The following is a 22,011-nucleotide window of genomic DNA, read 5'->3' as shown; positions in this document are numbered from 1 at the left end:
CTCACGGTAAACGCCGCGGCACGGGTGCGGGGCGGGATCCGGCCAACTCCCCTACCGGGGGAGCACCGCACGCACCGTCTTGCCGCGCAGCGCGCCGCCCCGGCCGCTCCGGAGACCCGCCCTCCCGGGCAGCACCGTGACCTCGTCGGCGAGCAGTTCGACCAGGTGCCAGCCGAAGCCGCCGCTCCCGCCCGCCAGGTCGGGCGTACGGGGGCCGGGACGCACGGAGCTGCGGTCACCGACGGCGACGGTGAGGGTGTCCGGGGACGCGGACAGCGCGAGGGTGTACCTGCCACCGCCGTGCCGTACGGCATTGGTCACGAGTTCGGAGACGACCAGGACCAAGGAGTCGGCCGCGTCCGGTTCCGGTGCGGGGGAGAGGTCGTCGGCGAAGGCACGCGCTTCCTTGCGGGCGCGAAGTACTCCTGCCGCACCCCGGCCCCTGATCGGACCGCGCCCGGTCTCCCTGGCGGACCGGGTCGCTGGGCCGGGCCGGGAGGCTCGCTCGCCCGGCTGCTCGGTCCTGTGCGTGGTCAGCTGCTTGCTGTTCATGCGTGTACGCCCCAATCCATGATCGGCAGTACCGCCCTGAGGCAGGCGTATGCCCGATGCATCGGCTTTCAGACACCGTGGGGACATTGCGGATGCGAAATTCAGCTCGTACGAGTGACGGAGAAGTGACGGAGGGGAGCAAGCGTGAGTGGGCCGGGCGGCAGCTGGGCAGTCTGTAGTTTTCCCAGCCTGCGGCCTGGAGAAAATCTGTCACGGTGACTCTAGACATCGGGGCGTACCGGGACTACATTCCAATGCGTAACCACGAAGTCGAGTGAGGCGCGGCAAGGACGGTCGCCGCGCATGCCGGTCCGCAGCAGGTTGTGGCACGGCAGTGGAACGGCGGGGCCGGGCAGTACCAGGGTCCCGCGGTTGGCTGCCGGGTCGTGCGGTCCCAGGGACCGCGAGCAGTTCGCAGGGCGGCCGGCATGACGAGCAGTACGCATCACAGCAGTACGCGGTACTCGCAGTACCCAGAGGTTGCACCCGAGAGAAAGAGGTTGGCGCCATCAGGATCGCCCGGGCGAAGGAAAGTCCGCCCGGGTACCGCAGGCCCCGGAACGGAAGGTGGTCTCACGGTCACTCATCCGCGATCCCCGCAGTCACGTCCACCACGGGCCAGCTGCGGAAACTCAGGACCGGCGCAGCACGAAGCCGGTAGATGGTGTTGATTCCCTTGGGGCCCCGGTGCCGGACGGCGCTGGGGCCCCTCTACGCGTTGATTCCTTGAAACATGAAGAACCCGAAGAAGAGCAGAACGTACGGCGGCCCCGGCCGGTGGGCACCGTACGGCAACCGAGGCAGTGAGGTGCCAGTGACAGTAGACAGCCAGCAGGCCCCGACGGACATCCAGCAGCTCGCGTCCCCGGGGGCGTCCCACCCCAGGGACCGTTTCGACGACGACGACTACCCCGCCTACACGATGGGGCGGGCAGCCGAGATGATCGGTGCCACTCCCGCGTTCCTGCGGGCCATAGGAGAAGCGCGGCTGATCACCCCACTCCGCTCGGAGGGCGGCCACCGGCGGTACTCGCGCTACCAGTTGCGCGTCGCCGCCCGCGCCAGGGAGCTGGTCGACCAGGGCACACCGGTCGGCGCCGCCTGCCGCATCGTCATCCTCGAGGACCAGCTCGAAGAAGCCCAGCACCTCAACGAACAACTGCGCCGCTCGCCCTCCGGGAGCCCTTCGGGAGCCTGACGCGTCAGGACGTACCAGAACACGCGCGGGGAGACTCCGGCAGCCCTTTGGCGCCCGCCTCCCCGCGCACGTAATCCGGATTCTCGGTCCTTCAGTCCCTCCGTCCCTCTTCGGTCCCTCGCACAGCCGAACGCAGAGGGATCCTGGCGCCATGGACTTCATTCATCTGCCAAGGACCGACCGGCAGCCGGCGCCTGCCCGCTACGGGAAACTCCGGGTCGCGCACGATCTCAGGCCCGCCCAGTGGGTCGTCGAAGCGTTTCCGGACGACAGTCTGTTCGGCACGGTGGCCGGAATGTGCACCCCGGGCTTTCCCGCGTACGCGCGCGTCCTGCATCCCGCGGTCCTCGACGGGCGTCCCGTGCGCTGGGACGAGGTGGCCAGGGCCTGTCCGGGGGACCGGCGGGCCGTCAGCGGAGAGACCTGGTGGTACGAACTGGTCGGCGCCGACGCCCCCTACGCCGACGAGGAACAGGCCGGACTGCCCGGCGTCTGGGACGAGATGGCCTGGGAAGGGCCCATGCCGCCCCCTGTGGCCGCTCTCCTGGCCTCGGCGCTCTCCCGCTGCACACGGACTCCCGAACGGTGCTGGTACGGCCTCTGGAACGGTTACGGGACCTTCGAGTGGGGCACCGCGGTTCCGACCTTCCCCACCCCGCACCGGGACCGCGTCCTGCTCTCCGGTCCGCTGGCCGACGTCACCTCGCCCGCCGGGGACGCCCCGGACGGTTCCGCCGGGGACCACATCGAACTCCCCGACCTGTGGTGGCCCGAGGACAGGGCCTGGTGCGTCGGCGGCGGGACGGAGCTCAAGAGCACCTATGTGGGCGGTTCCGAGGCCTGTATCGCCGCGCTCCTCGCCGTACCCGGCCTGGAGGTCCATCCGGTCGATCCCGGGGCCCGGGTCGGGTGATCCGTACGCCGGCCGGGACGGGGAGGGACTGAAGGGACCCGGCAGAACAGATGCGCGAGAAGCGCGTGCGCGTACCTTTCCGCGCGCCATTCCGGGGCAAGGGCGGGGCGGAGGGACTGGACTGAGCGTTTCGGTCCCTGCGTTCAGTCCCTCGACAAAAGCCCAGGTCAGAGCAGTGAACTTACAGATGATCAAGGGACTGAGGGACTGAAGGGACTCAACTTTGCAGTATCCATCCCAATTGTGTGCGCGTGTGTATGCGGACGCGTGTAGTAGACAGGTATAAGCCTGAAGCGCTGATAACTAGGAATTTCAGTCCCTTCAGTCCCTTTCAGTCCCTGTCTCAGCTGCTCGCACCCCGCCGACCTGCAGGTTTACCGAGGGACTGAAGGGCAGGGACTGAACCGCCCGGTCCCGGGTACTTCCGTCCCTCGGTCCAGAAATACGGAGACCCGCCCGACTACCGGCCACCTGTGCGAGGTACGCCGCCCCGAGCAGCCCCTCCCCCCTGCGGGACTGTTCCGATGGCCGTACGCGCGCCGGGACGGAAGACCGCTCGCCCGCCGACGGCCCAAAGGGACTCAAGGGACTGAAGAACTGATACAACGGCAGTTCCCCGCGGAGATTGCCGACCCTTGCGCTAGGCTCAGGACCTCATAGGAAAGTTCAGTCCCTTCAGTCCCTCCTGCAGGTACGCAACGGTCGCTGACCAGCGCTTTTCCGTGCGGGGACTGAACGCACCAGAACGCACGACCCCTGACCCCGACAAGGACGACCGCGTGCCGCGCCACGGTGAGACCAGCAGCCCCCTCCCGTCAGGGACCGTGCGGGCGCACGCCGTCGCACTCTGGTGCGCGGCAAATGGCTGGCCCGTCCACCCCCTGGCCCCCGGCCGCAAGACGCCCGCCGCCAACTGCACCGCCTGCCGGGAAGCAGGCCGTTGCCCGCAGGACTGCCCGTGCATCCCGGCGGGCCGCTGGTGCCACGGCTTCCGGGCGGCCACCACCGACCGGGCCCGGATCGACAGCTGGTGGGACGCCCACCCGGCACTGGGTGTGGGCGTCGCCTGCGGTCCCGCGGACCTCGTGGTCCTCGACGTCGACGCGCACAGCGCCGAGGTCCCCGACCGCGCCCGGCTGCTGCCGGGAATCCCGATCCACCCACGGGTCGACCTGACCGGCCTGGGCTCCGGCTTCGACACCCTCGCCCTGCTGGCCGCGTACCGGAAGCAGCCGGACCCGGCCCAGGACACCGGGACCCTCCGCGTCCGCACCCCCTCGGGAGGTCTGCACATCTGGTACCGGAACACCCGCCCCGAGACCCGTTACCGCTCGTCCACCGGCTCGAGTCCCAAGGTCGCCCTCGCCTGGCAGGTCGACATCCGGGCCGACAACGGGTACATCGTCGCGCCCACCAACCGCACCCCGCAGGGCAGCTACGTCCCCGTCGGCGAGGCCAGGCTGCCCGCCCCGCTGCCGGACTGGCTGGCAGCGGAACTCGCCCGCACCGGGCACACCGGAGCCCCGGCCGCGGGGGCCCCCACGGCCCCCACTGGCATTCAGAAAGCCACAGACGCCCCGTCAGGGCCCTTTGGAGTGCCCCATCCCCGTCTGCGCATCCGCCGCGCCCCCAGGGCCGCAGAACGGCTCCTGGAGCCTCTCCTGGCCGAGGTCGCGGCCTGCGCGGCAGTCCAGGAGGGAGCGAGCTTCACCGAAAAGCTCAACAGGGCCGCGTACACCGCGGGAGGTCTGGTGGCCGGCGGCCACCTCGCCGACGGCGCCGTACGCGAACTCCTGGCGCGGGCAGCCCAGGCGGCCCGCCCGCACCAGCCGCAGCGCAACACCACGATCATCGACTCCGCCCTTGCCGCAGGTGCCACCCGACCGCTTCACCCCCAAGGACGCCCATGAGCAGCGCCGAGAGCACGAGCTTCGACGCCACTGCCGCCGCTCAGCAGATGCTCGAATTCCCGGTCCCCGAACCGGATCCGGACACTGCGGGCACCGGCACCGCGTTCCCCGCCCAGCAGGCCGCCGGGCCGGGACAGCCCCCCGCCGCACCGCCCGCGCCCGGTGTGCAGGCCGTGCACGAGCCGTACCGCAACGACCTCGGGATGCTCCCGAGCATGCTCACCGACCGCGGCAACGCCAAGCTGTTCGCCCAGCTCTACGGCGACCAGTTCCGCCACGTCGAAGGGCTCGGCTGGTACTCCTGGGACCAGTACCGGTGGAAGCGCACCGGCGGTGAGAAGGCAGCGCTGTGGGCCGCGGGCGACATGGCCGAACAGATGCCCGCGCAGGACCCGCGCGGGTTCTTCAGCGACCGCGAGCTCTACGCGCACCGCAAGCGCACCATGTCGACACCCGGCATGAAGGCCCTGCTCACCCAGGCCAAGGCGTCCCCGGCCCTCACTCTGGACCCGGACGTCCTGGACGGGGACGCGTACGCCCTGTGCACCCCCGAGGGCGTCGTCGACCTGCACACCGGCGACATGCGCAAGCCCAGCCCGATCACCGACCGGCACTCCCGGGCCACCAGCGTGGCCCCCGAGAACATGCCGACGCCCCGCTGGCACAAGTTCCTGCGCGACACCTTCGGCGACGACGACAAGGGCCTGGAGACCATCGGGTTCCTGCACCTGCTGCTCGGCTACTCGATCACCGGTGACGTCGGCGCCCAGGTCCTGCCGTTCCTCTTCGGCGCGGGAGCCAACGGAAAGTCCGTTCTGCTGGACGTGATGATCCAGATCCTGGGCGACTACGCGGACGCCGCGCCGCCCGGATTCCTGATGGAGAAGGGCAAGTTCTCCGAGCATTCCACCGAGCTCACCGAACTCCACGGCAGGCGCATCATGGTCTGCTCCGAGCTCAAGCCCAACGACAAGTTCGACGAGTCCCGGGTCAAGCTGCTCACCGGCGGCGACCGCATCAAGGCCCGGCGGATGCGCCAGGACTACTTCTCGTTCGCGCCCACCCACAAGCTCTGGCTGCTCGGCAACCACCGCCCCGAGGTCGGCACCGGCGGGCACGCCTTCTGGCGGCGCATCCGGCTGATCCCCTTCGAGCGGGTCGTCCCCAACAAGCACAAGATCGACAACCTGGCCTTCGAGCTGGTGCGCGACGAAGGGCCCGGAATCCTCCACTGGCTCATCGAGGGCGCGATGAACTACCTGGAGACCCGCGACCCGCTCACCGGTCCGGATTCCGTACGGATGGCCACCGAAGCGTACGAATCCACGGAGGACCACATCGGCCGGTTCCTCAAGGAGTGCTGCGTCAAGAGCCCGCCGTCGGCCAACGGCCACGACCGTCTCTCCGACGTCCGGGTGGAGCAGGGCGTGCTGTACGCCGCGTACGGCACCTGGTGCAGCGCCAGCGAGGGCATCAGGCCCGCGACCTCGCGTTCCTTCGCCAGCCGCATCCGTCAGGAGCTCGGCCTCGCGTCGCCGAACGACATGATGAAGTCCAGCGGCAAGAAGTACTACCCGGGGCTCGGCCTGCTCTCCGAAGAGGACGACCCGGCCGCGCCGGCCGCTTCGAACGGTCTGGCAATCACATGACGCCCATGCGTGCACTGTGCCGCGACAGCGGGCAGCCTTACGATGGGTACCGGGCCTCCGGGCACGCGCACCGACAGGGCCCGACAACAGGACCCGGCCAGGGGCCAGAAATCCAAGGCCTGAGCGTGGCCGGAAACAACGAGGAGGGGCTTCAGCCATGAGCTCGCTACTGAACGAGAGCGATCTCGCCCACGAGAATGCGGTGGTGTGGCTGGAAAGCCCTGACGACCTCGACTACGTACGCCAGGCCCTGGACAAGACACCGCGGCGCCGCGGCAAGCCCCGCTATGCCCGCGACGGCCGTCTCGTCGGCTACACGGAGCTCGACGAGCACGCCGAGGCGGACCCGGACAGCGGCCTGCACAAGCGCCGCGTCTTCTTCCTGCTGCCGCACGACCGCGACACCGCCCCCGGCGGCTACTACGCGGAGGGCGCCCCCGGCGAGGCCGTCGACCCGCGCACGATCGACCCGCAGAAGGTCGGCGAGAAGACCCCCCGCTCCCAGCTGGGGTCGGCCGCCGCCATAGCGATGCCGTAGGCCGGGTGCCGGATGGCCGACCCGGGTGGGTGGCGCGTTTCAGGCTCCGTCCGTCCGGCGGGGCTGTTCGTGCGGTACGGGGAGCGCGGCTCCGTACCGCACCGTGCGTACCGCACCGGCGGTGAAACCGTCCACCACCGGAAGCCGGCGGAAAACCACCCGTTGCCAGGCGGCGCCCGCCAGCAGGCCGACCAGGAGTACCGGGTCCGCGTCCGCGGGCAGCTCTCCGCGGGCCACCGCCCGGGTGAAGATTGGCTGCGCGCACCGGCGGGTCGGCGCCCCGACATGCCCGGCCACGGCCGCAGGCGCGGCGAGACCCTCACCACGGACGCCGCCGTGGACGCGGCCGTCGTCGCGGAGCAGACCCAGCCCACCTCCCTCGTACAGCACCCGCCCCCGCTCAGGAACTCGTGAGGACGACGAGTTGCCGGGTCGCCCGGGTCATCGCGACGTAGCGGTCGACGGCGCCCGCGATGCCCGTGCCGAAGTCCTCCGGGTCGACGAGTACGACCAGGTCGAATTCGAGGCCCTTCGACAGCTCCGGCGTCAGCGAGCGGACCCGTGGCGCCGCCCGGAACGTGGGGTCGCCGATGACGCAGGCGATCCCGTCGGGGTGGCCTGCGAGCCAGTCGTCGAGGACCGCGGTGAGGTCGCAGACCGGTCCGTGGACGACGGGGATGCCGCTGCTGCGGATGGAGGTCGGCACGTTGGCGTCCGGCAGCGCGGCCCGGACCACCGGTGCGGCCTCCGTCATGATCTCTTCCGGTGTCCGGTAGTTGATGCTCAGCGAAGCCATCGTGATCCGGTCGAGGCCTGCCCGCTCCAGGCGTTCCTCCCACGACTCGGTGAACCCGTGCCTGGCCTGGGCGCGGTCCCCGACGATGGTGAAGCTCCGGGACGGGCAGCGCAGCAGCAGCATCTGCCACTCGGCGTCCGTCAGCTCCTGGGCCTCGTCCACCACGATGTGCGCGAACGGGCCTGCGAGCAGGTCCGGGTCCGCGGTGGGCAGGGCGTCCCCGTCGACCAGGCTGTCGCGCAGGTCCCTGCCGTGCAGCATGGTCACGGCGCCCTCGCCGTCGTCGTCGGCGGCGATGATGTTGTCGATGACGTCGGCCATCCGCGCGCGTTCCGCCGCGAGCGCGGCCTCCTGCCTGCGCTTGCGCACCGCCGACTCCGGGTCACCGAGGCGTTGCCTGGCCGCGTCCAGGAGCGGCAGGTCGGACACCGTCCAGGCGTGCGGGGCGTCCTTGCGCTGCAGCTTGCGCACCTCGTCCTCGCTGAGCCACGGGGCGCACATCCGCAGGTAGGCGGGCACCGTCCACAGGTCCCCGACGAGGTCGGCGGCCTCCAGCAGCGGCCAGGCCCGGTTCAGGGTCGTGACCAGTTCCTTGTCCGTCCGCAGTGCCCGCAGGAACAGGCCGGGCTCCGGGGCCTCGTCCTCGTCGTGCTTGTCGAGGAGGATCGTGGCGAGCTCGTCCCAGATCTGCTCGCGCGCCTCGTTGTGCGGAGTGCCCGGGTCCGGCGCGCGGAAGGCCTCCGCCCAGTCGGCGGCGGTGAGCGGTACCTCGTCCCAGGGCGTGGAGACGGTCATGCCCGTGGCCGGCGGCTCCTCGTAGAGCGCGACCGCCTTCTCGATCGCCCTCACCATGTCGGCGGAGGACTTCAGCCGTGCCACCTCCGGATCCCTCTCCGGCACTGCCGTGGCCCCCTCGGCGACCAGGTCCTGCAGGACACAGGTCTGTACGCCCTCCTCGCCGAGGCTCGGGAGCACGTCGGAGACGTAGGCCAGGTAGGGGCGGTGCGGGCCGACGAACAGCACGCCGCCGCGACGGTGGCCGAGCCGGGGGTCGGAGTACAGGAGGTGCGCGGAGCGGTGCAGCGCGACGACCGTCTTTCCCGTACCGGGGCCGCCGTCCACGACGAGGGCGCCACGGGAACCCGCGCGGATGATGGCGTCCTGGTCGGCCTGGATGGTGCCGAGCACGTCGCGCATCCGGGAGGACCTGTTGCTGCCGAGGCTGGCGATGAACGCGGACTGGTCGTCGAGGGCGGCGTGCCCCTCGAACCCGTCGGCGGTGAACACCTCGTCCCAGTAGTCGCTGATCCGCCCCCGGGCCCAGCGGTACCTGCGGCGGCTCGCCAGACCCATCGGGACGGCGTGCGTCGCGGCGAAGAACGGCTCGGCGGCGGGGGAGCGCCAGTCGATCAGCAGCCGGCGGCCCTCGCCGTCGGTCAGGCCGAGCCGGCCGATGTACACCGGCTCCGCGTCGTCCTCGGCGACGATGCGGCCCAGACACAGGTCCATGCCGAACCGGCTGAGGGTGCGCAGCCTGGAAGTGAGCCGGTGGATCTCGTTGTCGCGGTCCATCGCCTCCCGGCCCGCACCGCCGGGGGCCTTGCGCAGGGTGTCGAGGCGGTCGGACAGTTCGGCGATCGACTTCTCGAGGCTTTCGGCGAGGGCCGCGAAGTGCTTCTCGTCGCCGGCGATCAGGGCCGGGTCGGCCTTGGGGGAAAGGTGGCCGGGCAGGTCGAACGCCCCGTTGATCACTGCATTCATGTCAGCGGCTCCCTTCGAGCACGGGGGCGGTGTCGCACTTCGGCGTACGCGGCAGCACCTCGGTGCGGCCCAGCGCCCGCGACCGCGGGCGACGCCCCGCGGCCGACGCGGCACGGCCGCACGCTCCGTCACCCGACAAAAACTGACGCACCTGGTGGATCTCCTCATCCGTAAATCTCTGGCCTGGGCTCGCGGCCCAGGTTCGAGATTCTGCGGTACCACCAGGGTCTTGCCGCAAGCCCCCCTGTGCGCTATAAGTTAAGAGTGGCAAGGGAGCGGACTCTCCTTTGCCTTTCTTTTTTGCCCCGCTGCTTGAGGGTTCCCCGCCCCGCTGCGTGCGGCTTCCTGCCCCGCCACTTGAGGCTTCCTGCCGCCCTACTTGATGTGGATGAGCTGGATCAGGTTGCCGCAGGTGTCGCACGGGGCGGGTTGCTTCCCGCACAGGCCTGAGGCTCCGAACGGTCCCATGATGGAAGGACCGCGCCGGGCTCGCGCGAAGGAGGACGCGAAGGAGGAGCCGTGGACCGCACCGCACGTCCGACCGGGCACCTGCGCCGCCCTGCCGTCGTCCCGTCCGCCGATGCGGGTGATGCGGCCGCCCGCGCCGAGCCTGCGGGCCTCACTGATCCTGCCGGCCTCACTGATCCTGTCGGCCTCACCGACTTCGCCGAGCTCCGTACGACCGAGTTCGGCTACCTCGCCGAGGGCGGGCACGTCTACCTGGACCACACCGGGGCCGGGCTCCCGCCGCGCTCGCTGGTCCGGGCCTCGGCCGCCCGCATCACCGGGGGCTGCTTCGGCAACCCGCACTCGGAGAACCCCACCTCACTGGCCTCCGGCGCGCTGCTCGCCGAGGCCAGGGCCGCCGTACTGCGGTACTTCCGCGCCGATCCCGCCGAGTACGCCGTCGTCTTCACTCCGAACGCCACCGGAGCCCTGCACCTGATCGGCGAGGCGTACCCGTTCAGCCGCCGCAACCGGTTGGTGATGTCGCTCGACAACCACAACTCGGTGAACGGGCTGCGTGAGTACGCCCGTACCAAAGGCGCGCGGACGACGTACGTGCCCCTGGCCGGGCCGGACCTGCGGATCGACGTCGGGCGGCTGCGCGCCGCCCTGCCCGCCTCCGGGCACGGGCTCTTCGCGTATCCGGCACAGAGCAACTTCACCGGTGTGCAGCACCCGCTGGAGTGGATCGCGCGGATCAGGGAGCGGGGTTACGACGTCCTGCTCGACGCCGCGGCTTTCGTGCCGACCAACCCGCTGGACCTCAGCCGCGTGCACCCCGACTTCACGGTGGTCAGCTGGTACAAGGTCTTCGGCCACCCCACCGGCGTGGGCAGCCTCATCGCCCGCCGCGAGGCACTCGCGCGGCTGCACCGGCCGTGGTTCTCCGGCGGAACCGTGCACGCGGTCAGCGCCGGGGCGCAGTGGCACATGCTGAGCGACGGCGAGGCCGCGTTCGAGGACGGCACCGTCAACTTCCTCGCCCTGCCCGACGTGACGGCGGGCCTCGCGTGGATCGACTCCCTCGGCATCGACCGCGTCCACCGCCATGTCACCGCGCTCACCACCCGGCTCCTGGACGGGCTGCGGGACCTGCGACACAGTGACGGATCCCCGCTGATACGGGTGTACGGACCGGGGCCCGACCGGCGCGGCGCGCCGCGTGGCGCGACGGTCGCCCTCAACGTCCTGGACGCGGCGGGCCGGGTCGTCGACGAACGGATCCTGGCCCACGACAGCGCCCGGCGCGGCATTTCCCTTCGCACGGGTTGCTTCTGCAACCCAGGGGCGGGGGAGGCAGCCCTGCGACTTCCCGCGCGCCGGCTGCGGGCGGCGGCCCGTGCCGGGCTCGCCTCGCTGGAGGAGTACCTTGCCCTGCTGGGGCTGCCGTCGGCCGGGGCGGTACGGGTGTCGCTCGGCATCGCCACGCAGCCCCGGGACATCGACGCCCTGCTGGCGTTCGTCGCCGGGACCTACCGGGACCGGACCCCCGACACGGGCGGACTCGCACCGCGCGAGGGGTGCTGAGGGGTGCGGAGCACAAGGATCCTGCCCGGCGGTCGGCCTACTTCCCGGCGCTGCCGCGCGTCATCCCCTGGCGGCACTTGCGCACCAGCACCCACCACGTCAGCGCCAGGAACAGCACGGTGAATCCGGTGAGCACCACCCAGCCCCGCCCTGCCGGATGCGCGAAGGTGTCGCCGTACGACTGGAGGAGCGGCGGGCCGAGCGGCGAACTGCCGTTGCGCCACAGGGATTCCAGACCGATCCCGCTGCCCAGCGCTTCGAATGCCCACCGGTTGGTCATCGCCCAGCTGAGCGCCTCCCCGGCGACCGTCATGCGCGGCACCGGGACGAACGCCCCCGAGAACAGCACCTGCGGGAAGCACAGCAGCGGCAGCATGAGCGTCGCCTGCCCCGGGTCCGTCACCGCCGCCGACGCCAGCAGCCCCAGGGCCAGTGCGGCGGCGGAGGCCAGGACGCTCGTCACGAAGAGCGAGAAGTAGGTGGCCGCGCTCGCCGACGGCAGCCGGTCCAGGGCCCGTAGTACGACCAGCAGCAGGGCGTCCGCGACCGCGAGCACCGGCAGTACGGTGGTCAGTTTGGAAGCGACGTACGGCCCGATGCGCAGCCCTGCCAGCCACTCCCGGCGCAGCACGGGAAGCTCGGTGCAGATCTGGAGCAGGCCGTAGGTCAGGCCGAAGAAGAAGGCTCCGAACGCGATCCAGAACATGATCATTGCGGTGGATCCGGGATCGGACGTTGCGGGTGTGAACGCTCCTGGCCGGAAGAGGACCGCGAACATCGCGATGATCATCACGGGGGATCCGGCCAGCACGGCCACCGAGAGCCGGTTGTGCGACAGCAGGGCGGTGCCGCGCCGGGTCAGGAGCACCCACTGTCGCACCGCGCCGACCCGTGCGGCCGGGGGGCGGGGGCCCGGTGTGGGGGAGTCCGGAGCCGGCTCGCGGGTGGCGGGGGCGACGGCGCTTGCCGCCCGAGCGCCGCCTGCCACCACCCCGTACACCTCCTCGGCGCTGCCGACCCCGAACGCTGCGCACAGTCCCTGCGGTCCGCCGGCGTACGCGACCTCACCGCTGGGGGAGAGGAACACCACCTGGTCGGCACGGGTGAGATCGGCGAGCACGTGTGTGGTGAGCACGACCGTGGTGCCCGTGGCGGCCAGCTTCCGCAGAGTGGTGAGGAGTCCGGCGCCGGTGACCGGGTCGAGGCCGGAGGTGGGTTCGTCCAGGAACAGCACCCGCGGCCGGGTGAGCAGCTCCGCCGCGATGCCCGCCCGCTTGCGCTCGCCGCCGCTCAGCACCCGTACCGGGGTGCCGGCCCGGTGGGCGAGGCCGAGCTCCGCGGACACCCGGCGCACGGATGCCGCCCGTTCGTCCGCCGGGGTGCCGGGGGCCATGCGCAGGCCCGCCGTGAAGGCGAGGGTGCGGGCGAGCGGCAGCTCCCGGTGAACGATGTCCTCCTGCGGTACGAAGCCGAACTCACGGCCCGGCGGGCCGGGCCGCGCGCCGTCGTGCGCCACGCTTCCGGCGGACGGGGACCGCAGCCCCGCGAGGGTGTGCAGCAGGACGGTCTTGCCGGCACCGCTGCTTCCCGCGATCATCGTGACCCGCCCGGGCGGCAGCGACAGCGAGACGTCGCGCAGGACGCGTCCCGCACCCGGTACGTCCTGGCAGACCCCGGTGGCGTCGATCCGCAGGCCCCCTGAAGTGGTGGTCACTGGCGACTCCTTCTCGCGGGGCCCCGGCTGCCGGGACTCCCTCGGGTGTGGGGGTTTGTTCTACCATGCCCGGAATCGCCGAACTCTCCTCGGACATGGCCCAGTTGTCCGTGGGCTCGAAAGGCCCTTCCCCGTGCACACCCTGTACGTCGTCGCCCACCCGAGGCGACGCATCACGTCGAGGGCGTCGTCGGCGGCTGGTGCGACTCGCTCCTGACGCCCGCCGGGGTTCGCGCGGCGGCCTCCCTCGCCAGTGGCGGCGTGGATCGGGGAGGGGCGAGCCTGCGTTGGGGGAGGCCGGGTACGGCGATGGGCCGCGCGGGCGGGGCAGCGTGCTGAGGTGCGGTTCACCGCAGGTGAAGTGTGCGGCGGACCGCATTCTGCGAACGGCCGCTGGTCCCTAGCCTTTTTGACATGAGATCACTTCGCGGCAGGACATGGACAGATGGTGGTTGCGGCAGGACGGAGGGCGCTGCCGACGGCGGGGCAGCCGTGGGGAGAAGGCGCCGACGCGGCCCGGTACGGCCTTGGACGGTGGCCTTGGGGGCGTCGGCCGCACTGGCGGTGCTCGTCGCGCCGCCTGCCCAGTCAGTTGCGCTGCAGGTCCCACCTGTCGCGCTGCAGGTCCCACTTGTCGGGCAGCCGATTCAGCCTGTCGTGCTGCCGGCTCGGCTCGTCGACGGAGCGGGAGTCGACGGCCGGCCCGTCAGCAGGGGCGAGCTGATATCGGTCTCGCCGCTAAACGAGCGGGACAGGCAAGCCGTGGTCGAGGAGTCGCAGAAGGCCGGGTACCCCACCGACTCCGTTCGGTACGCCGTCGCCGCCTACCGGCTCAGCTATCGCACCGTCACCCCTGACGGCGGGCCGACCACCGCCTCCGGACTCCTCGTACTGCCTCGGGGCGGTGCGCACCGGCTGCCCACGGTGGTCCACGGGCACGGCACCCTGGCCTACCGGGGCTACGCGGCCTCCGTCGCCGAGGGCCCGGACCGCACCGTCTCCCGTCTCTACGCCTCGGCCGGACGTGCGACCGTCGCGCCCGACTACCTGGGCCTCGGTACGGGCCCCGGCACCCACCCCTATATGGACAACCGCTCCGCGGCCGCCGCCTCACTCGACATGCTCCGGGCCGCACGCGTCGCCGCACCCGGGCTCGGCCGCTCGCTCGACGGGCGGGTGTACACCACCGGCTTCTCGCCGGGCGGGCAGGTGGCCATGGCACTCGCCCGTGCACTGGACGCGGGACAGGACCGCCGCTTCCGGCTGCGCGGGGTGGCCGCCGTCGGCGGAGCCTACGACGTCGAGGGCAGTCAGTTGCCCGCTCTCTTCGACAGACGGGTCGGCCCCGGTTCAGCCGTCTTCTACACCGCCTACTACCTCACCGCACAGAACCGGCTGCACCGCTTCTTCGCCGACCCGCGCGAGGTCTTCCGGACCCCGTACACCGACCGTGTGGAAGCCCTCTTCGACACCCACCACCCCGCGGACCGGATCGCCGGAACGCTGCCGGCCACCTTGCGAGAACTGCTCACCGACCAGTGGTACGAGAAACTCCAGCACTTGGACGGCCCCCTGCTGGCGGCGATGCGTACCAACGACTTCACCTGCGACTGGAAGCCCGAGGTGCGCGTCACCCTCTACAGCGCGACCGGCGACCGCGACGTACCGCTCGCGCATACCCGCACCTGCGCGCGGAAAGTGGCGGCACACGGGGGCCGGGTCCGTGCCGTCGACCAGGGCGACGTCAGCCACTACAGGGCGTTCCAGCGCTCGCTCGCGGCGATAACCCGCTCATTCCCGGCGAGCTGACAGGGTCGCTACCACCAGTAGGACGGGTAGCGAGGACCGGTGCGGGACACCCGGGCCAGGAGGGTTCCCGAAGCCACGATCACCAGCGTGGCCAACGTCAGGAGGCCGAGGAAGTGCAGGGGGGCCGGGTCGGTGAGGACCACGATCACCGCGGTGGCGGCTGCCGGGGAGTGCGGCGTGCGGGCCCAGGCCATCGCACCGATGGTCAGACCGCCCGCGACCGCCGCCGTCCACAGGGAACTGCCGCCCACCGCGACCGCGCCGAGACCGATCGCCGCGGAGATCAACTGGCCTCCGACGATGCTCCGCGGCTGGGCCAGCGGCAGGGCCGGGGCGGCGAGGACGAGGCCGGCGCTGGCGGCCAGTGGTGGTATCAGCAGCGGCTCGTGCAGCAGGACGCCGAGGCCGACGAGCAGCAGCAGGACGGCGACACCGCAGGCGGTCATGGCGGCCACGGCGGACATCGGCGCACGGGCGGGCGCCTTTCCCGCCAGCGCGGCGGCGCACCGCTGCCGACGGGTGGGCCGCGGGAAGGTCCCGGCCCCTGCGGAACTGTCGGGCGCACACACCTCGGCGGCGGAACTCGGCAGGGTGGAGGTGTCGGGCACGAAGGTTCCTTACGTGGTGCCCCCGGCTGGCGGCGAGGGGTGGAGGTGCGGGGTGAGCGGCGTGGCGTGCGGTCAGGGGCGGGGGGCCCGGAGTGGGTGTGCGGGCCGCCCGGGGCGGGCCGCGGCGGCCGTGGCGGCAGCGGCGTGCGGGGCGGGCCCGGGTGCCGCCGTCGCGAGGGACTCGGCCGCGCGCGCCAGCCCGGCGTCCTCCTCGCTGCTGGCCCGCAACTGGAGGTGGCGCGGGGCGGCTGCGCGCCGCTTGGGCAGACCAAGTGCGAGCAGCACGCCCACCGCGACCGCGGCCGTGGCGATGAGGAAGGAGGTGCGGAAGCCCTCCATCGTCGGGATCGCGACGCCGCCCACGTGCTGTGCGGAGTTGGCCAGGACCATGCCGATGACCGCCGAGGACACCGAGGTACCGATCGAGCGCATCAGGGTGTTGAGACCGTTGGCCGCACCCGTCTCGGACGGGTCGACCGCACCGATGATGAGCGCGGGGAGCGAGGAGTACGCGAGACCGATGCCGGCACCCACCACCACCGAGATCACGACGGTCTGCCAGGCGGCGCTCATGAGTCCGAGCCCGGCGCCGTACCCGATCGCGATGATCAGCATGCCGAGGATCAGCGTCACCTTCGGGCCGAACCGCGCCGAGAGACGGGCGTAGACGGGCGCGGTGAACATCATGGTCAGGCCGAGCGGGGCGACGCACAGCCCCGCGACGACCATCGACTGGCCGAGCCCGTGGCCGGTGGACGTCGGCAGCTGGAGCAGTTGGGGCAGGACCAGCGAGATCGCGTAGAACGCGACACCGACCATGATCGAGGCGAGGTTGGTGAGCAGCACCTCGCGCCGGGCGGTCGTGCGCAGGTCGACCAGCGGGGCCTTGACGCGCAGTTCCATCAGCCCCCAGGCCAGCAGTACGACGAGCGCCCCACCGAACAGACCCAGCGTGGTGCCACTGGTCCAGCCCCAGTCGCTGCCCTTGGTGACCGGCAGCAGGAGCAGGACCAGACCGAGCGCGAGGCCGAGCGCGCCCGCGACGTCGAAGCCGCCCCGCGCCCTCAGCGGGGACTCCGGCACGACCAGCAGCGTCAGGACGATGGCCAGCACACCGAGGCCGGCCGCACCGAAGAACAGGGCGTGCCAGTCGGCGTGCTGGGCGACCAGCGCGGCGAGCGGCAGGGCGAGCCCGCCGCCGACGCCTATCGAGGAGGACATCAGGGCCATCGCCGAACCGAGCTTCTCGGCGGGCAGCATGTCGCGCATCAGCCCGATGCCGAGCGGAATGGCGCCCATCGCGAAGCCCTGCAGGACGCGGCCCGCGATCATCACGAGGATCTGGTCGGTGAAGCCGCAGATGAGTGAGCCCACCACCATGATCGCCAGGCTGGTGAGCAGCATCCGCCGTTTGCCCGCGAGGTCGCCGAGGCGGCCCATGATCGGGGTGGCCACGGCTCCGGCGAGCAGGGTCGCGGTCATCACCCAGGTGGCGTTCGAGGGGGAAGTGTCCAGCAGGGCGGGCAGGTCCTTGATGACCGGCACGAGCAGGGTCTGCATGACCGCGACGACGATGCCGGTGAAGGCGAGGACGGGGACGACACCGCCTGTTCGGCGAGCGGGGCTGGTCGTCGGCTGGGACATCGCGGAGGGCCTCCGGGGACGGTCTCGGGAACGCGCAGGCGGGCAGGTTGCGTGTAACCCGAACCTGTTTCCTGAGGCGACTATTCCGAAGAGCGCCGCAGCTGCCGAAACTTGACCTGTTCATTGCGTGGGGCACATATTCTCGCCGGGGTGCCGGGCCGGGCGTGCGGCCGGCCGCGAGGTGAGTGGAGGCGGGTCCGGTGGCGGACGGCACGACGGGTGCGGGAGAGCGGCCGGCCGGCGGCGGTGCGAAGCAGCCGCTCAGTGCGCGGGCGCGCGAGGCGGTACGGCAGCGGATCATCGACCGGCGCTACCCCATGGGCTCGCGGCTGGTGGAACGCGAGGTCGCCGAGGAACTGCGGATGTCCCGCGTGCCGGTGCGCGAGGCGCTGCGTGCACTGGTTTCCGAGGGGCTGCTGGAAATGCTGCCGCACAGCGGCGTGCGGGTGCGCAGCCTGGACCGGGCCGATGTGCGCTGCCTGTACGAGGTCTGGGAGCCGCTGGCCGTCCAGGCCTCCCGGCTGGCGGCCCGCCGGGTGGCCTCGGCGACCGGCGAACCGGGGGGCGTCGGGGAGCTGCGGGCCCTGCTGGAGCGCGCCGAGCGGGCGGCTGCGGCCGGGCAGGGGGAGCGCGAGGTCGCCGCGCACACCGCGTTCCACGAGGAGGTCGTGGCGCTCGCCGGCAACCCTCTGCTCGTCCGCACCATGGACCAGCTGAGCTGGCAGCTCCAGTTGCTCTTCGGGATGCGCGAGGAGCCCGCGCACATGCGCGCCCAGCATGCCCAGATGCTGCGCCACATCGCGGCGGGCGACGAGGAGGCGGCCGCGGCCGCCACGTTCCTGCATGTGCGGGACAGCCGGGCGGTGGCGCTGCATTCGCTCTTCGGTGATGAGTTGTATACCAAAATGTAGTCACGGCGGCTTTGAGCTGTGCAGATGCGCTTAGGTGTGGGGGAATCCTTGTGTGCTCATCAGACTTGGTATACAAAAGTGGGAGTCTTCAGGATCGAACCCTTGAGGAGTCCCCATGGTTCCCTCTCCCCTCTCCCGGCGTGGTGTCCTCGCGGGCGCCGCGTCCCTGGCGGGCACCGGCGCCGTCCTCGGCACGACCGGATCCGCCACGGCCGCGCCCCGGGACGCCCGGGCCGCGGCCGCGGACGGCCTCCGCGTCGAGGAGCGCCGCCGGGGCACCACCGCGGTCTTCCGCGACGTACGCCCGTACGCTGCGAAGAAGGCCGTCGACCTGACGGTGATCGACGGCCGGATCAGCGACCGCCCCGCACCCAGGAACGCCCGGATCATCGACGGCGGCGGACGCCTCGCGCTCCCCTCCCTCGTCGACGCGCACATCCACCCCGACAAGACCACCTGGGGCGGCGACTGGCGCTCGCGCAGGCCGGCGGCAGGGATCGCGGACTACTGCGCCCAGGACGTCGAGGTGTTCCGCAGCGAACGCAGGCCGGTGGAGGAGCGGGCGTACGGGCTGATGGCCCACGCAGTCACCCGCGGCACCCGGGCCATGCGCGCCCACGCCGACGTGGCCCCGGCCTACGGCCTGAAGAGCCTCGAAGGCGTCGCCGAGGCCCGCGAGCGGCTGGCGCACGCCCTGGACGTACAGATCGTCGGCTTCCCGCAGCACGGAGTGATCCGTACACCGGGCACCGCCAAGCTCCTGGAGGACGCCGCGCGCAGCGGTCTCGTCGACATGATCGGCGGCATCGACCCGATCAGCTTCGACCACGCCCTGGACGAGCAGCTCGACCTGGTCTTCCGGCTCGCCGACCGCTACGGCGTCGGCGTCGACATCCATCTGCACGACCGGGACGAGAAGGGCGTCAAGGTGCTGCGCGGCATCATCGAGCGCACCCGGGCCCTGTCCCTGCGCGGCAAGGTGACGGTCAGCCACGTCTTCTGCCTGCCGAAGATGCAGGCCGGCGCCCTGGAGACCATGGCCGCCGACCTCGGGGAACTCGACATCGCCCTGACGACCGTCGCACCCAACGAGTCCCTCGTACTGCCCGTCGCGAAGCTGCACGAGCACGGCGTACGCGTCGGCCTCGGCTCCGACGGTGTGCGCGACTCGTGGAGCCCGTTCGGCAACGCCGACATGCTGCACCGCACCCACATCCTCGGCTGGATCACCGACGTACGACTGGACCAGGAGCTCGACGACTGCTTCACGGTCGGCTCGCACGGCGGCGCCGACGTGATGGGCCTGGACCGGTCCGCCTTCAGGCCCGGCGACCCGGCGGACTTCATGCTGCTGCGCGCCGAGTGCACCCCGCAGGTGGTGGTGGACATGCCGCAGCGCGACATGGTCGTGCACGGGGGACGTGTCGTCGCCCGCGCGGGCGAACTGGTCTGATCGGCTGCCCCTGCCCCTGCCCCTGCCCCTGCCCCTGCCCCTGCCCCTGCCCCTGCTGCTCCGGCGAGCCCCGCTTCGCCGTATGTTGCCGGCCGGCGCGGGGAAGCGGGGCGTTCCCCGCGGTGGGGCGCAGACTGGACGGCATGCCGATCGCCAAGCGCAGCGCCGGACTGCTCCTCTTCCGGTTCCCGGCCCCGGGCGGCGGAGCTGGGGCCCCGGCGGACGAGCCCGGCCTTGAGCTGCTGATCGGGCACATGGGCGGCCCGTTCTGGGCACGGCGCGAGGCCGCCGCCTGGTCGGTGCCCAAGGGCGAGTACGTGGCCGGGGAGGAGCCCGCGGCCGCCGCCCGCCGCGAGTTCGAGGAGGAACTCGGGCTTCCGGTACCCGCCGGCCCCTGGATTTCGCTGGGTGAGACCCGCCAGAGCAACGGCAAGACGGTCACCGTGTGGGCGCTGGAGGGGGACCTCGATCCGGCGGCCGCGGTGCCGGGGACGTTCGTCATGGAGTGGCCGCGCGGCTCCGGCGTGCTCCAGGAGTTCCCGGAGATGGACCGGTTCGCCTGGGTCACGCCGGAGCGGGCCGCCGAACTCCTCGTGAAGGGCCAGCGGGTCTTCGTCGACCGGCTGCGGGACCGACTGCGGGACGGTACGTACGTCAGTTGAGGGTGTCCGGGTCGGGGCCGGTGCGCATGCCCCGGTCCAGTGCGCCGATGGCGTCGACCTCACGCTCGCTCAGGACGAAGCCGAAGACGTCGAGGTTCTCGCGGATGCGGGCCTCGGTGACCGACTTGGGGATGACCACGTTGCCGGTCTGCAGGTGCCAGCGCAGCACCACCTGGGCCGGGGACTTCCCGTGCGCGGCCGCGACGGCGGTGATCGCCTCGTCCTTGAGCACCGCGCCCTGCGCCAGCGGGCTCCATGCCTCGGTGACGATGCCGTGCCGGGCGTGGAACTCGCGCAGCTCGCGCTGCTGGAGGCCCGGGTGCAGCTCGATCTGGTTCACGGCAGGCACGACCGAGGCGCCGCTGAGCAGCCGTTCCAGATGGGCGGGCTGGAAGTTGGAGACGCCGATGGCCCGGGTGCGTCCGTCGGCGAGCAGCTTCTCCAGTGCGCGCCAGGTGTCGGTGTAGCGGTTGCTGGCCGGGGCCGGCCAGTGGATCAGGTAGAGGTCGACGTGGTCGAGGCCCAGCTTGTCGAGCGAGGCGTCGAAGGCGGCCAGTGCGGCGTCGTACCCCTGGTCCGCGTTCCACAGCTTGGTGGTGACGAAGAGTTCGTCGCGGGCGATGCCGGACTCGGCGAGCGCCCGGCCGACGCCGCGCTCGTTCCCGTAGACGGCTGCGGTGTCGATGCTCCGGTACCCGGCGTGCAGCGCGGCCAGGACGGCGGCGGTGGTGTCCTGGTCGGGCACCTGGAAGACGCCGAAGCCGAGCTGGGGCATCGTGACGCCGTTGTTCAGGGTGACGGTGGGGATGTGCGGGAGGGGGCTCATGATGCGCTGTTCCTTGAGGTGGGGGAGTGGGGTGAGGGGGGAGGGGTACCGGAGTCCGGGCGCGGTCGCGGGGGCGCGGAGGTCGCGGCGGTCAGCGACGGGCGGCGTGGGCCTGCCCGGCCGGGGACCGCTCCGGTCCGGTGCCGCCCGCCTCCGGCCTCGTACCACCGGACGAAGCGGCGGTCACGGACGGAGCGGCGGCCCTGGACGAAGCGGCGACCACGGGGGAAGCGGCACCGGCGGCAGAAGTGCTCTGGCGGCGCTCCAGCAGGCTGGAGACGACGGCGAGGACCAGTGCGGAGGCGGCCAGGGCCGCCCCGACCCAGTTCGGCGAGGTGTAGCCGAATCCGGCGGCGATGACGAGACCTCCGAGCCACGCGGCGAGCGCGTTGCCCAGGTTGAACGCGCCGATGTTGACGGCGGACGCCAGCGTGGGCGCACCGTGGGCGTAGTCCAGCACCCGCTTCTGGAGCGGGGGCACGGTGGCGAAGCCGAGCGCTCCGATGAGGAAGATCGCGACGGCTGCCGTGACCTTGTTCTGCGCGCCGACGGTGAACAGGGCGAGGACCACGGCCAGGCCGCCGAGCGCCGTGAGGAGCATCGGCATCAGCCTGCGGTCCGCGAACTTCCCGCCGGTGAGGTTCCCGGCGACCATGCCAAGACCGAAGAGGACCAGGAGCCAGGTGACGGAGGACTGCGCGTAACCGGCGACGTCGGTCATCATCGGGGCGATGTAGGTGATGGCCGCGAAGACGCCGCCGAAGCCCAGCACGGTCATCGCCATGGCGAGCAGCACCTGGACGTTCTTGAACGCGGCCACCTCGTGCCGCAGCCGGACGCCCTCCGCCTTGGGCACGTCGGGCACCAGCTTGGCGATGCCCGCCAGGCCGAGGACGCCGAGCGCGGCCACCAGGAAGAAGGTGACCCGCCAGCCCGCGCTCTGCCCGACGAAGGTGCCCAGCGGGACGCCGACGACATTGGCGACGGTCAGGCCGGTGAACATCATGGAGATGGCACCCGCCTTCTTCTCGGG

At 71.7% G+C, this 22,011-nt stretch carries 19 protein-coding genes; 11 read left to right on the top strand and 8 right to left on the bottom strand.

The genetic code is table 11. The features are described from left to right. Nucleotides 1-51 precede the first annotated feature (51 nt). Entirely contained in the window at nt 52-552 is a 501-nt protein-coding gene (locus ACFWVV_RS09510; protein ID WP_384355885.1) for an ATP-binding protein, read from the bottom strand. A gap of 922 nt (nt 553-1,474) precedes the next feature. Here ACFWVV_RS09510 and ACFWVV_RS09505 point away from each other — a divergent pair. The 5 genes from ACFWVV_RS09505 (at nt 1,475) to ACFWVV_RS09485 (ending at nt 6,760) form a co-directional block, all read left to right on the top strand. After that, a complete protein-coding gene (locus ACFWVV_RS09505; RefSeq protein ID WP_384355937.1) occupies nt 1,475-1,750 on the top strand; it encodes a MerR family transcriptional regulator in 276 nt (91 codons plus the stop codon). 151 nt (nt 1,751-1,901) lie between these two features. Beyond that, on the top strand, nt 1,902-2,663 hold the full coding sequence (locus ACFWVV_RS09500) for a hypothetical protein (protein WP_384355883.1): 762 nt from the start codon (nt 1,902-1,904) through the stop codon (nt 2,661-2,663). Between the two features lie 779 nt (nt 2,664-3,442). Further along, the gene (locus tag ACFWVV_RS09495; RefSeq protein WP_384355881.1) at nt 3,443-4,573 is read left to right on the top strand and encodes a bifunctional DNA primase/polymerase; all 1,131 of its coding nucleotides are present in this window, start codon (nt 3,443-3,445) and stop codon (nt 4,571-4,573) included. Further along, nucleotides 4,570-6,222: a phage/plasmid primase, P4 family gene (locus ACFWVV_RS09490; RefSeq protein ID WP_384355879.1), complete on the top strand. Its 1,653-nt coding sequence runs from the start codon at nt 4,570-4,572 to the stop codon at nt 6,220-6,222. Before ACFWVV_RS09495 ends, ACFWVV_RS09490 begins: the two co-directional genes overlap by 4 nt. A gap of 157 nt (nt 6,223-6,379) precedes the next feature. Continuing rightward, nucleotides 6,380-6,760, top strand: coding sequence for a DUF6009 family protein (locus ACFWVV_RS09485; RefSeq protein WP_384355877.1), 381 nt, complete (start codon nt 6,380-6,382; stop codon nt 6,758-6,760). A gap of 39 nt (nt 6,761-6,799) precedes the next feature. On the opposite strand, the gene ACFWVV_RS09480 is transcribed toward ACFWVV_RS09485, so the two are convergent. Further along, the gene (locus ACFWVV_RS09480) at nt 6,800-7,057 is read right to left on the bottom strand and encodes a TetR-like C-terminal domain-containing protein (RefSeq protein WP_384355875.1); all 258 of its coding nucleotides are present in this window, start codon (nt 7,055-7,057) and stop codon (nt 6,800-6,802) included. Between ACFWVV_RS09480 and ACFWVV_RS09475 the strand changes: the two genes are divergently transcribed. After that, nucleotides 7,046-7,174 carry a hypothetical protein gene (locus ACFWVV_RS09475; protein WP_384355873.1) on the top strand — a complete coding sequence of 43 codons (129 nt, stop codon included), beginning with the start codon at nt 7,046-7,048 and terminating at the stop codon, nt 7,172-7,174. The genes ACFWVV_RS09480 and ACFWVV_RS09475 overlap by 12 nt on opposite strands. Here the strand turns inward: ACFWVV_RS09475 and helR are convergent. After that, a complete protein-coding gene (gene helR / locus ACFWVV_RS09470; RefSeq protein ID WP_384355871.1) occupies nt 7,161-9,317 on the bottom strand; it encodes an RNA polymerase recycling motor ATPase HelR in 2,157 nt (718 codons plus the stop codon). The genes ACFWVV_RS09475 and helR overlap by 14 nt on opposite strands. Nucleotides 9,318-9,836: 519 nt before the next feature. On the opposite strand from helR, the gene ACFWVV_RS09465 reads away from it, so the two are divergent. Next, nucleotides 9,837-11,351: an aminotransferase class V-fold PLP-dependent enzyme gene (locus tag ACFWVV_RS09465; protein ID WP_384355869.1), complete on the top strand. Its 1,515-nt coding sequence runs from the start codon at nt 9,837-9,839 to the stop codon at nt 11,349-11,351. 37 nt (nt 11,352-11,388) lie between these two features. On the opposite strand, the gene ACFWVV_RS09460 is transcribed toward ACFWVV_RS09465, so the two are convergent. After that, the gene (locus ACFWVV_RS09460) at nt 11,389-13,065 is read right to left on the bottom strand and encodes an ATP-binding cassette domain-containing protein (protein ID WP_384355867.1); all 1,677 of its coding nucleotides are present in this window, start codon (nt 13,063-13,065) and stop codon (nt 11,389-11,391) included. Nucleotides 13,066-13,722: 657 nt separating this feature from the next. On the opposite strand from ACFWVV_RS09460, the gene ACFWVV_RS09455 reads away from it, so the two are divergent. Beyond that, on the top strand, nt 13,723-14,874 hold the full coding sequence (locus ACFWVV_RS09455) for an alpha/beta hydrolase (RefSeq protein WP_384355865.1): 1,152 nt from the start codon (nt 13,723-13,725) through the stop codon (nt 14,872-14,874). 8 nt (nt 14,875-14,882) lie between these two features. On the opposite strand, the gene ACFWVV_RS09450 is transcribed toward ACFWVV_RS09455, so the two are convergent. Further along, nucleotides 14,883-15,482: an HPP family protein gene (locus ACFWVV_RS09450; RefSeq protein ID WP_384355863.1), complete on the bottom strand. Its 600-nt coding sequence runs from the start codon at nt 15,480-15,482 to the stop codon at nt 14,883-14,885. 72 nt (nt 15,483-15,554) lie between these two features. After that, nucleotides 15,555-17,126 carry an MFS transporter gene (locus ACFWVV_RS09445; RefSeq protein ID WP_384355861.1) on the bottom strand — a complete coding sequence of 524 codons (1,572 nt, stop codon included), beginning with the start codon at nt 17,124-17,126 and terminating at the stop codon, nt 15,555-15,557. A gap of 200 nt (nt 17,127-17,326) precedes the next feature. Here ACFWVV_RS09445 and ACFWVV_RS09440 point away from each other — a divergent pair, with 200 nt between their 5' ends. The 3 genes from ACFWVV_RS09440 to ACFWVV_RS09430 all read left to right on the top strand — a co-directional run bounded on the left by ACFWVV_RS09440 (nt 17,327) and on the right by ACFWVV_RS09430 (nt 20,152). Further along, complete coding sequence (locus ACFWVV_RS09440) at nt 17,327-18,037, top strand: GntR family transcriptional regulator (protein WP_384355859.1); 711 nt, start codon at nt 17,327-17,329, stop codon at nt 18,035-18,037. A gap of 115 nt (nt 18,038-18,152) precedes the next feature. Continuing rightward, the gene (locus ACFWVV_RS09435; protein ID WP_384355857.1) at nt 18,153-19,490 is read left to right on the top strand and encodes an amidohydrolase; all 1,338 of its coding nucleotides are present in this window, start codon (nt 18,153-18,155) and stop codon (nt 19,488-19,490) included. Nucleotides 19,491-19,633: 143 nt separating this feature from the next. Beyond that, nucleotides 19,634-20,152 carry an NUDIX domain-containing protein gene (locus tag ACFWVV_RS09430; protein WP_384355855.1) on the top strand — a complete coding sequence of 173 codons (519 nt, stop codon included), beginning with the start codon at nt 19,634-19,636 and terminating at the stop codon, nt 20,150-20,152. Here ACFWVV_RS09430 and ACFWVV_RS09425 read toward each other — a convergent pair. Together ACFWVV_RS09425 and ACFWVV_RS09420 are read right to left on the bottom strand one after the other, a co-directional pair. After that, complete coding sequence (locus tag ACFWVV_RS09425) at nt 20,145-20,978, bottom strand: aldo/keto reductase (RefSeq protein ID WP_384355853.1); 834 nt, start codon at nt 20,976-20,978, stop codon at nt 20,145-20,147. The two genes, ACFWVV_RS09430 and ACFWVV_RS09425, sit on opposite strands and share 8 nt — an antisense overlap. A 91-nt stretch (nt 20,979-21,069) precedes the next feature. Continuing rightward, nucleotides 21,070-22,011 (bottom strand): MFS transporter (locus ACFWVV_RS09420; protein ID WP_384422643.1); only part of this gene is annotated, 942 nt, incomplete at its 5' end.

The organism is Streptomyces sp. NPDC058663, from assembly GCF_042716745.1.
Lineage (GTDB): Bacteria > Actinomycetota > Actinomycetes > Streptomycetales > Streptomycetaceae > Streptomyces.
Note: the sequence above shows the minus strand (reverse complement) of the source record. Positions and strands in the feature narration are given on the sequence as shown.

Bases quoted from the DNA above. Each gene is read 5' to 3' on its own strand.
- ACFWVV_RS09510 (WP_384355885.1), bottom strand. From the start codon at position 552: ATGAACAGCAAGCAGCTGACCACGCACAGGACCGAGCAGCCGGGCGAG.
- ACFWVV_RS09505 (WP_384355937.1), top strand. From the start codon at position 1,475: ATGGGGCGGGCAGCCGAGATGATCGGTGCCACTCCCGCGTTCCTGCGG.
- ACFWVV_RS09500 (WP_384355883.1), top strand. From the start codon at position 1,902: ATGGACTTCATTCATCTGCCAAGGACCGACCGGCAGCCGGCGCCTGCC.
- ACFWVV_RS09490 (WP_384355879.1), top strand. From the start codon at position 4,570: ATGAGCAGCGCCGAGAGCACGAGCTTCGACGCCACTGCCGCCGCTCAG.
- ACFWVV_RS09485 (WP_384355877.1), top strand. From the start codon at position 6,380: ATGAGCTCGCTACTGAACGAGAGCGATCTCGCCCACGAGAATGCGGTG.
- ACFWVV_RS09475 (WP_384355873.1), top strand. From the start codon at position 7,046: ATGCCCGGCCACGGCCGCAGGCGCGGCGAGACCCTCACCACGGACGCC.
- helR (WP_384355871.1), bottom strand. From the start codon at position 9,317: ATGAATGCAGTGATCAACGGGGCGTTCGACCTGCCCGGCCACCTTTCC.
- ACFWVV_RS09445 (WP_384355861.1), bottom strand. From the start codon at position 17,126: ATGTCCCAGCCGACGACCAGCCCCGCTCGCCGAACAGGCGGTGTCGTC.
- ACFWVV_RS09435 (WP_384355857.1), top strand. From the start codon at position 18,153: ATGGTTCCCTCTCCCCTCTCCCGGCGTGGTGTCCTCGCGGGCGCCGCG.
- ACFWVV_RS09430 (WP_384355855.1), top strand. From the start codon at position 19,634: ATGCCGATCGCCAAGCGCAGCGCCGGACTGCTCCTCTTCCGGTTCCCG.
- ACFWVV_RS09425 (WP_384355853.1), bottom strand. From the start codon at position 20,978: ATGAGCCCCCTCCCGCACATCCCCACCGTCACCCTGAACAACGGCGTC.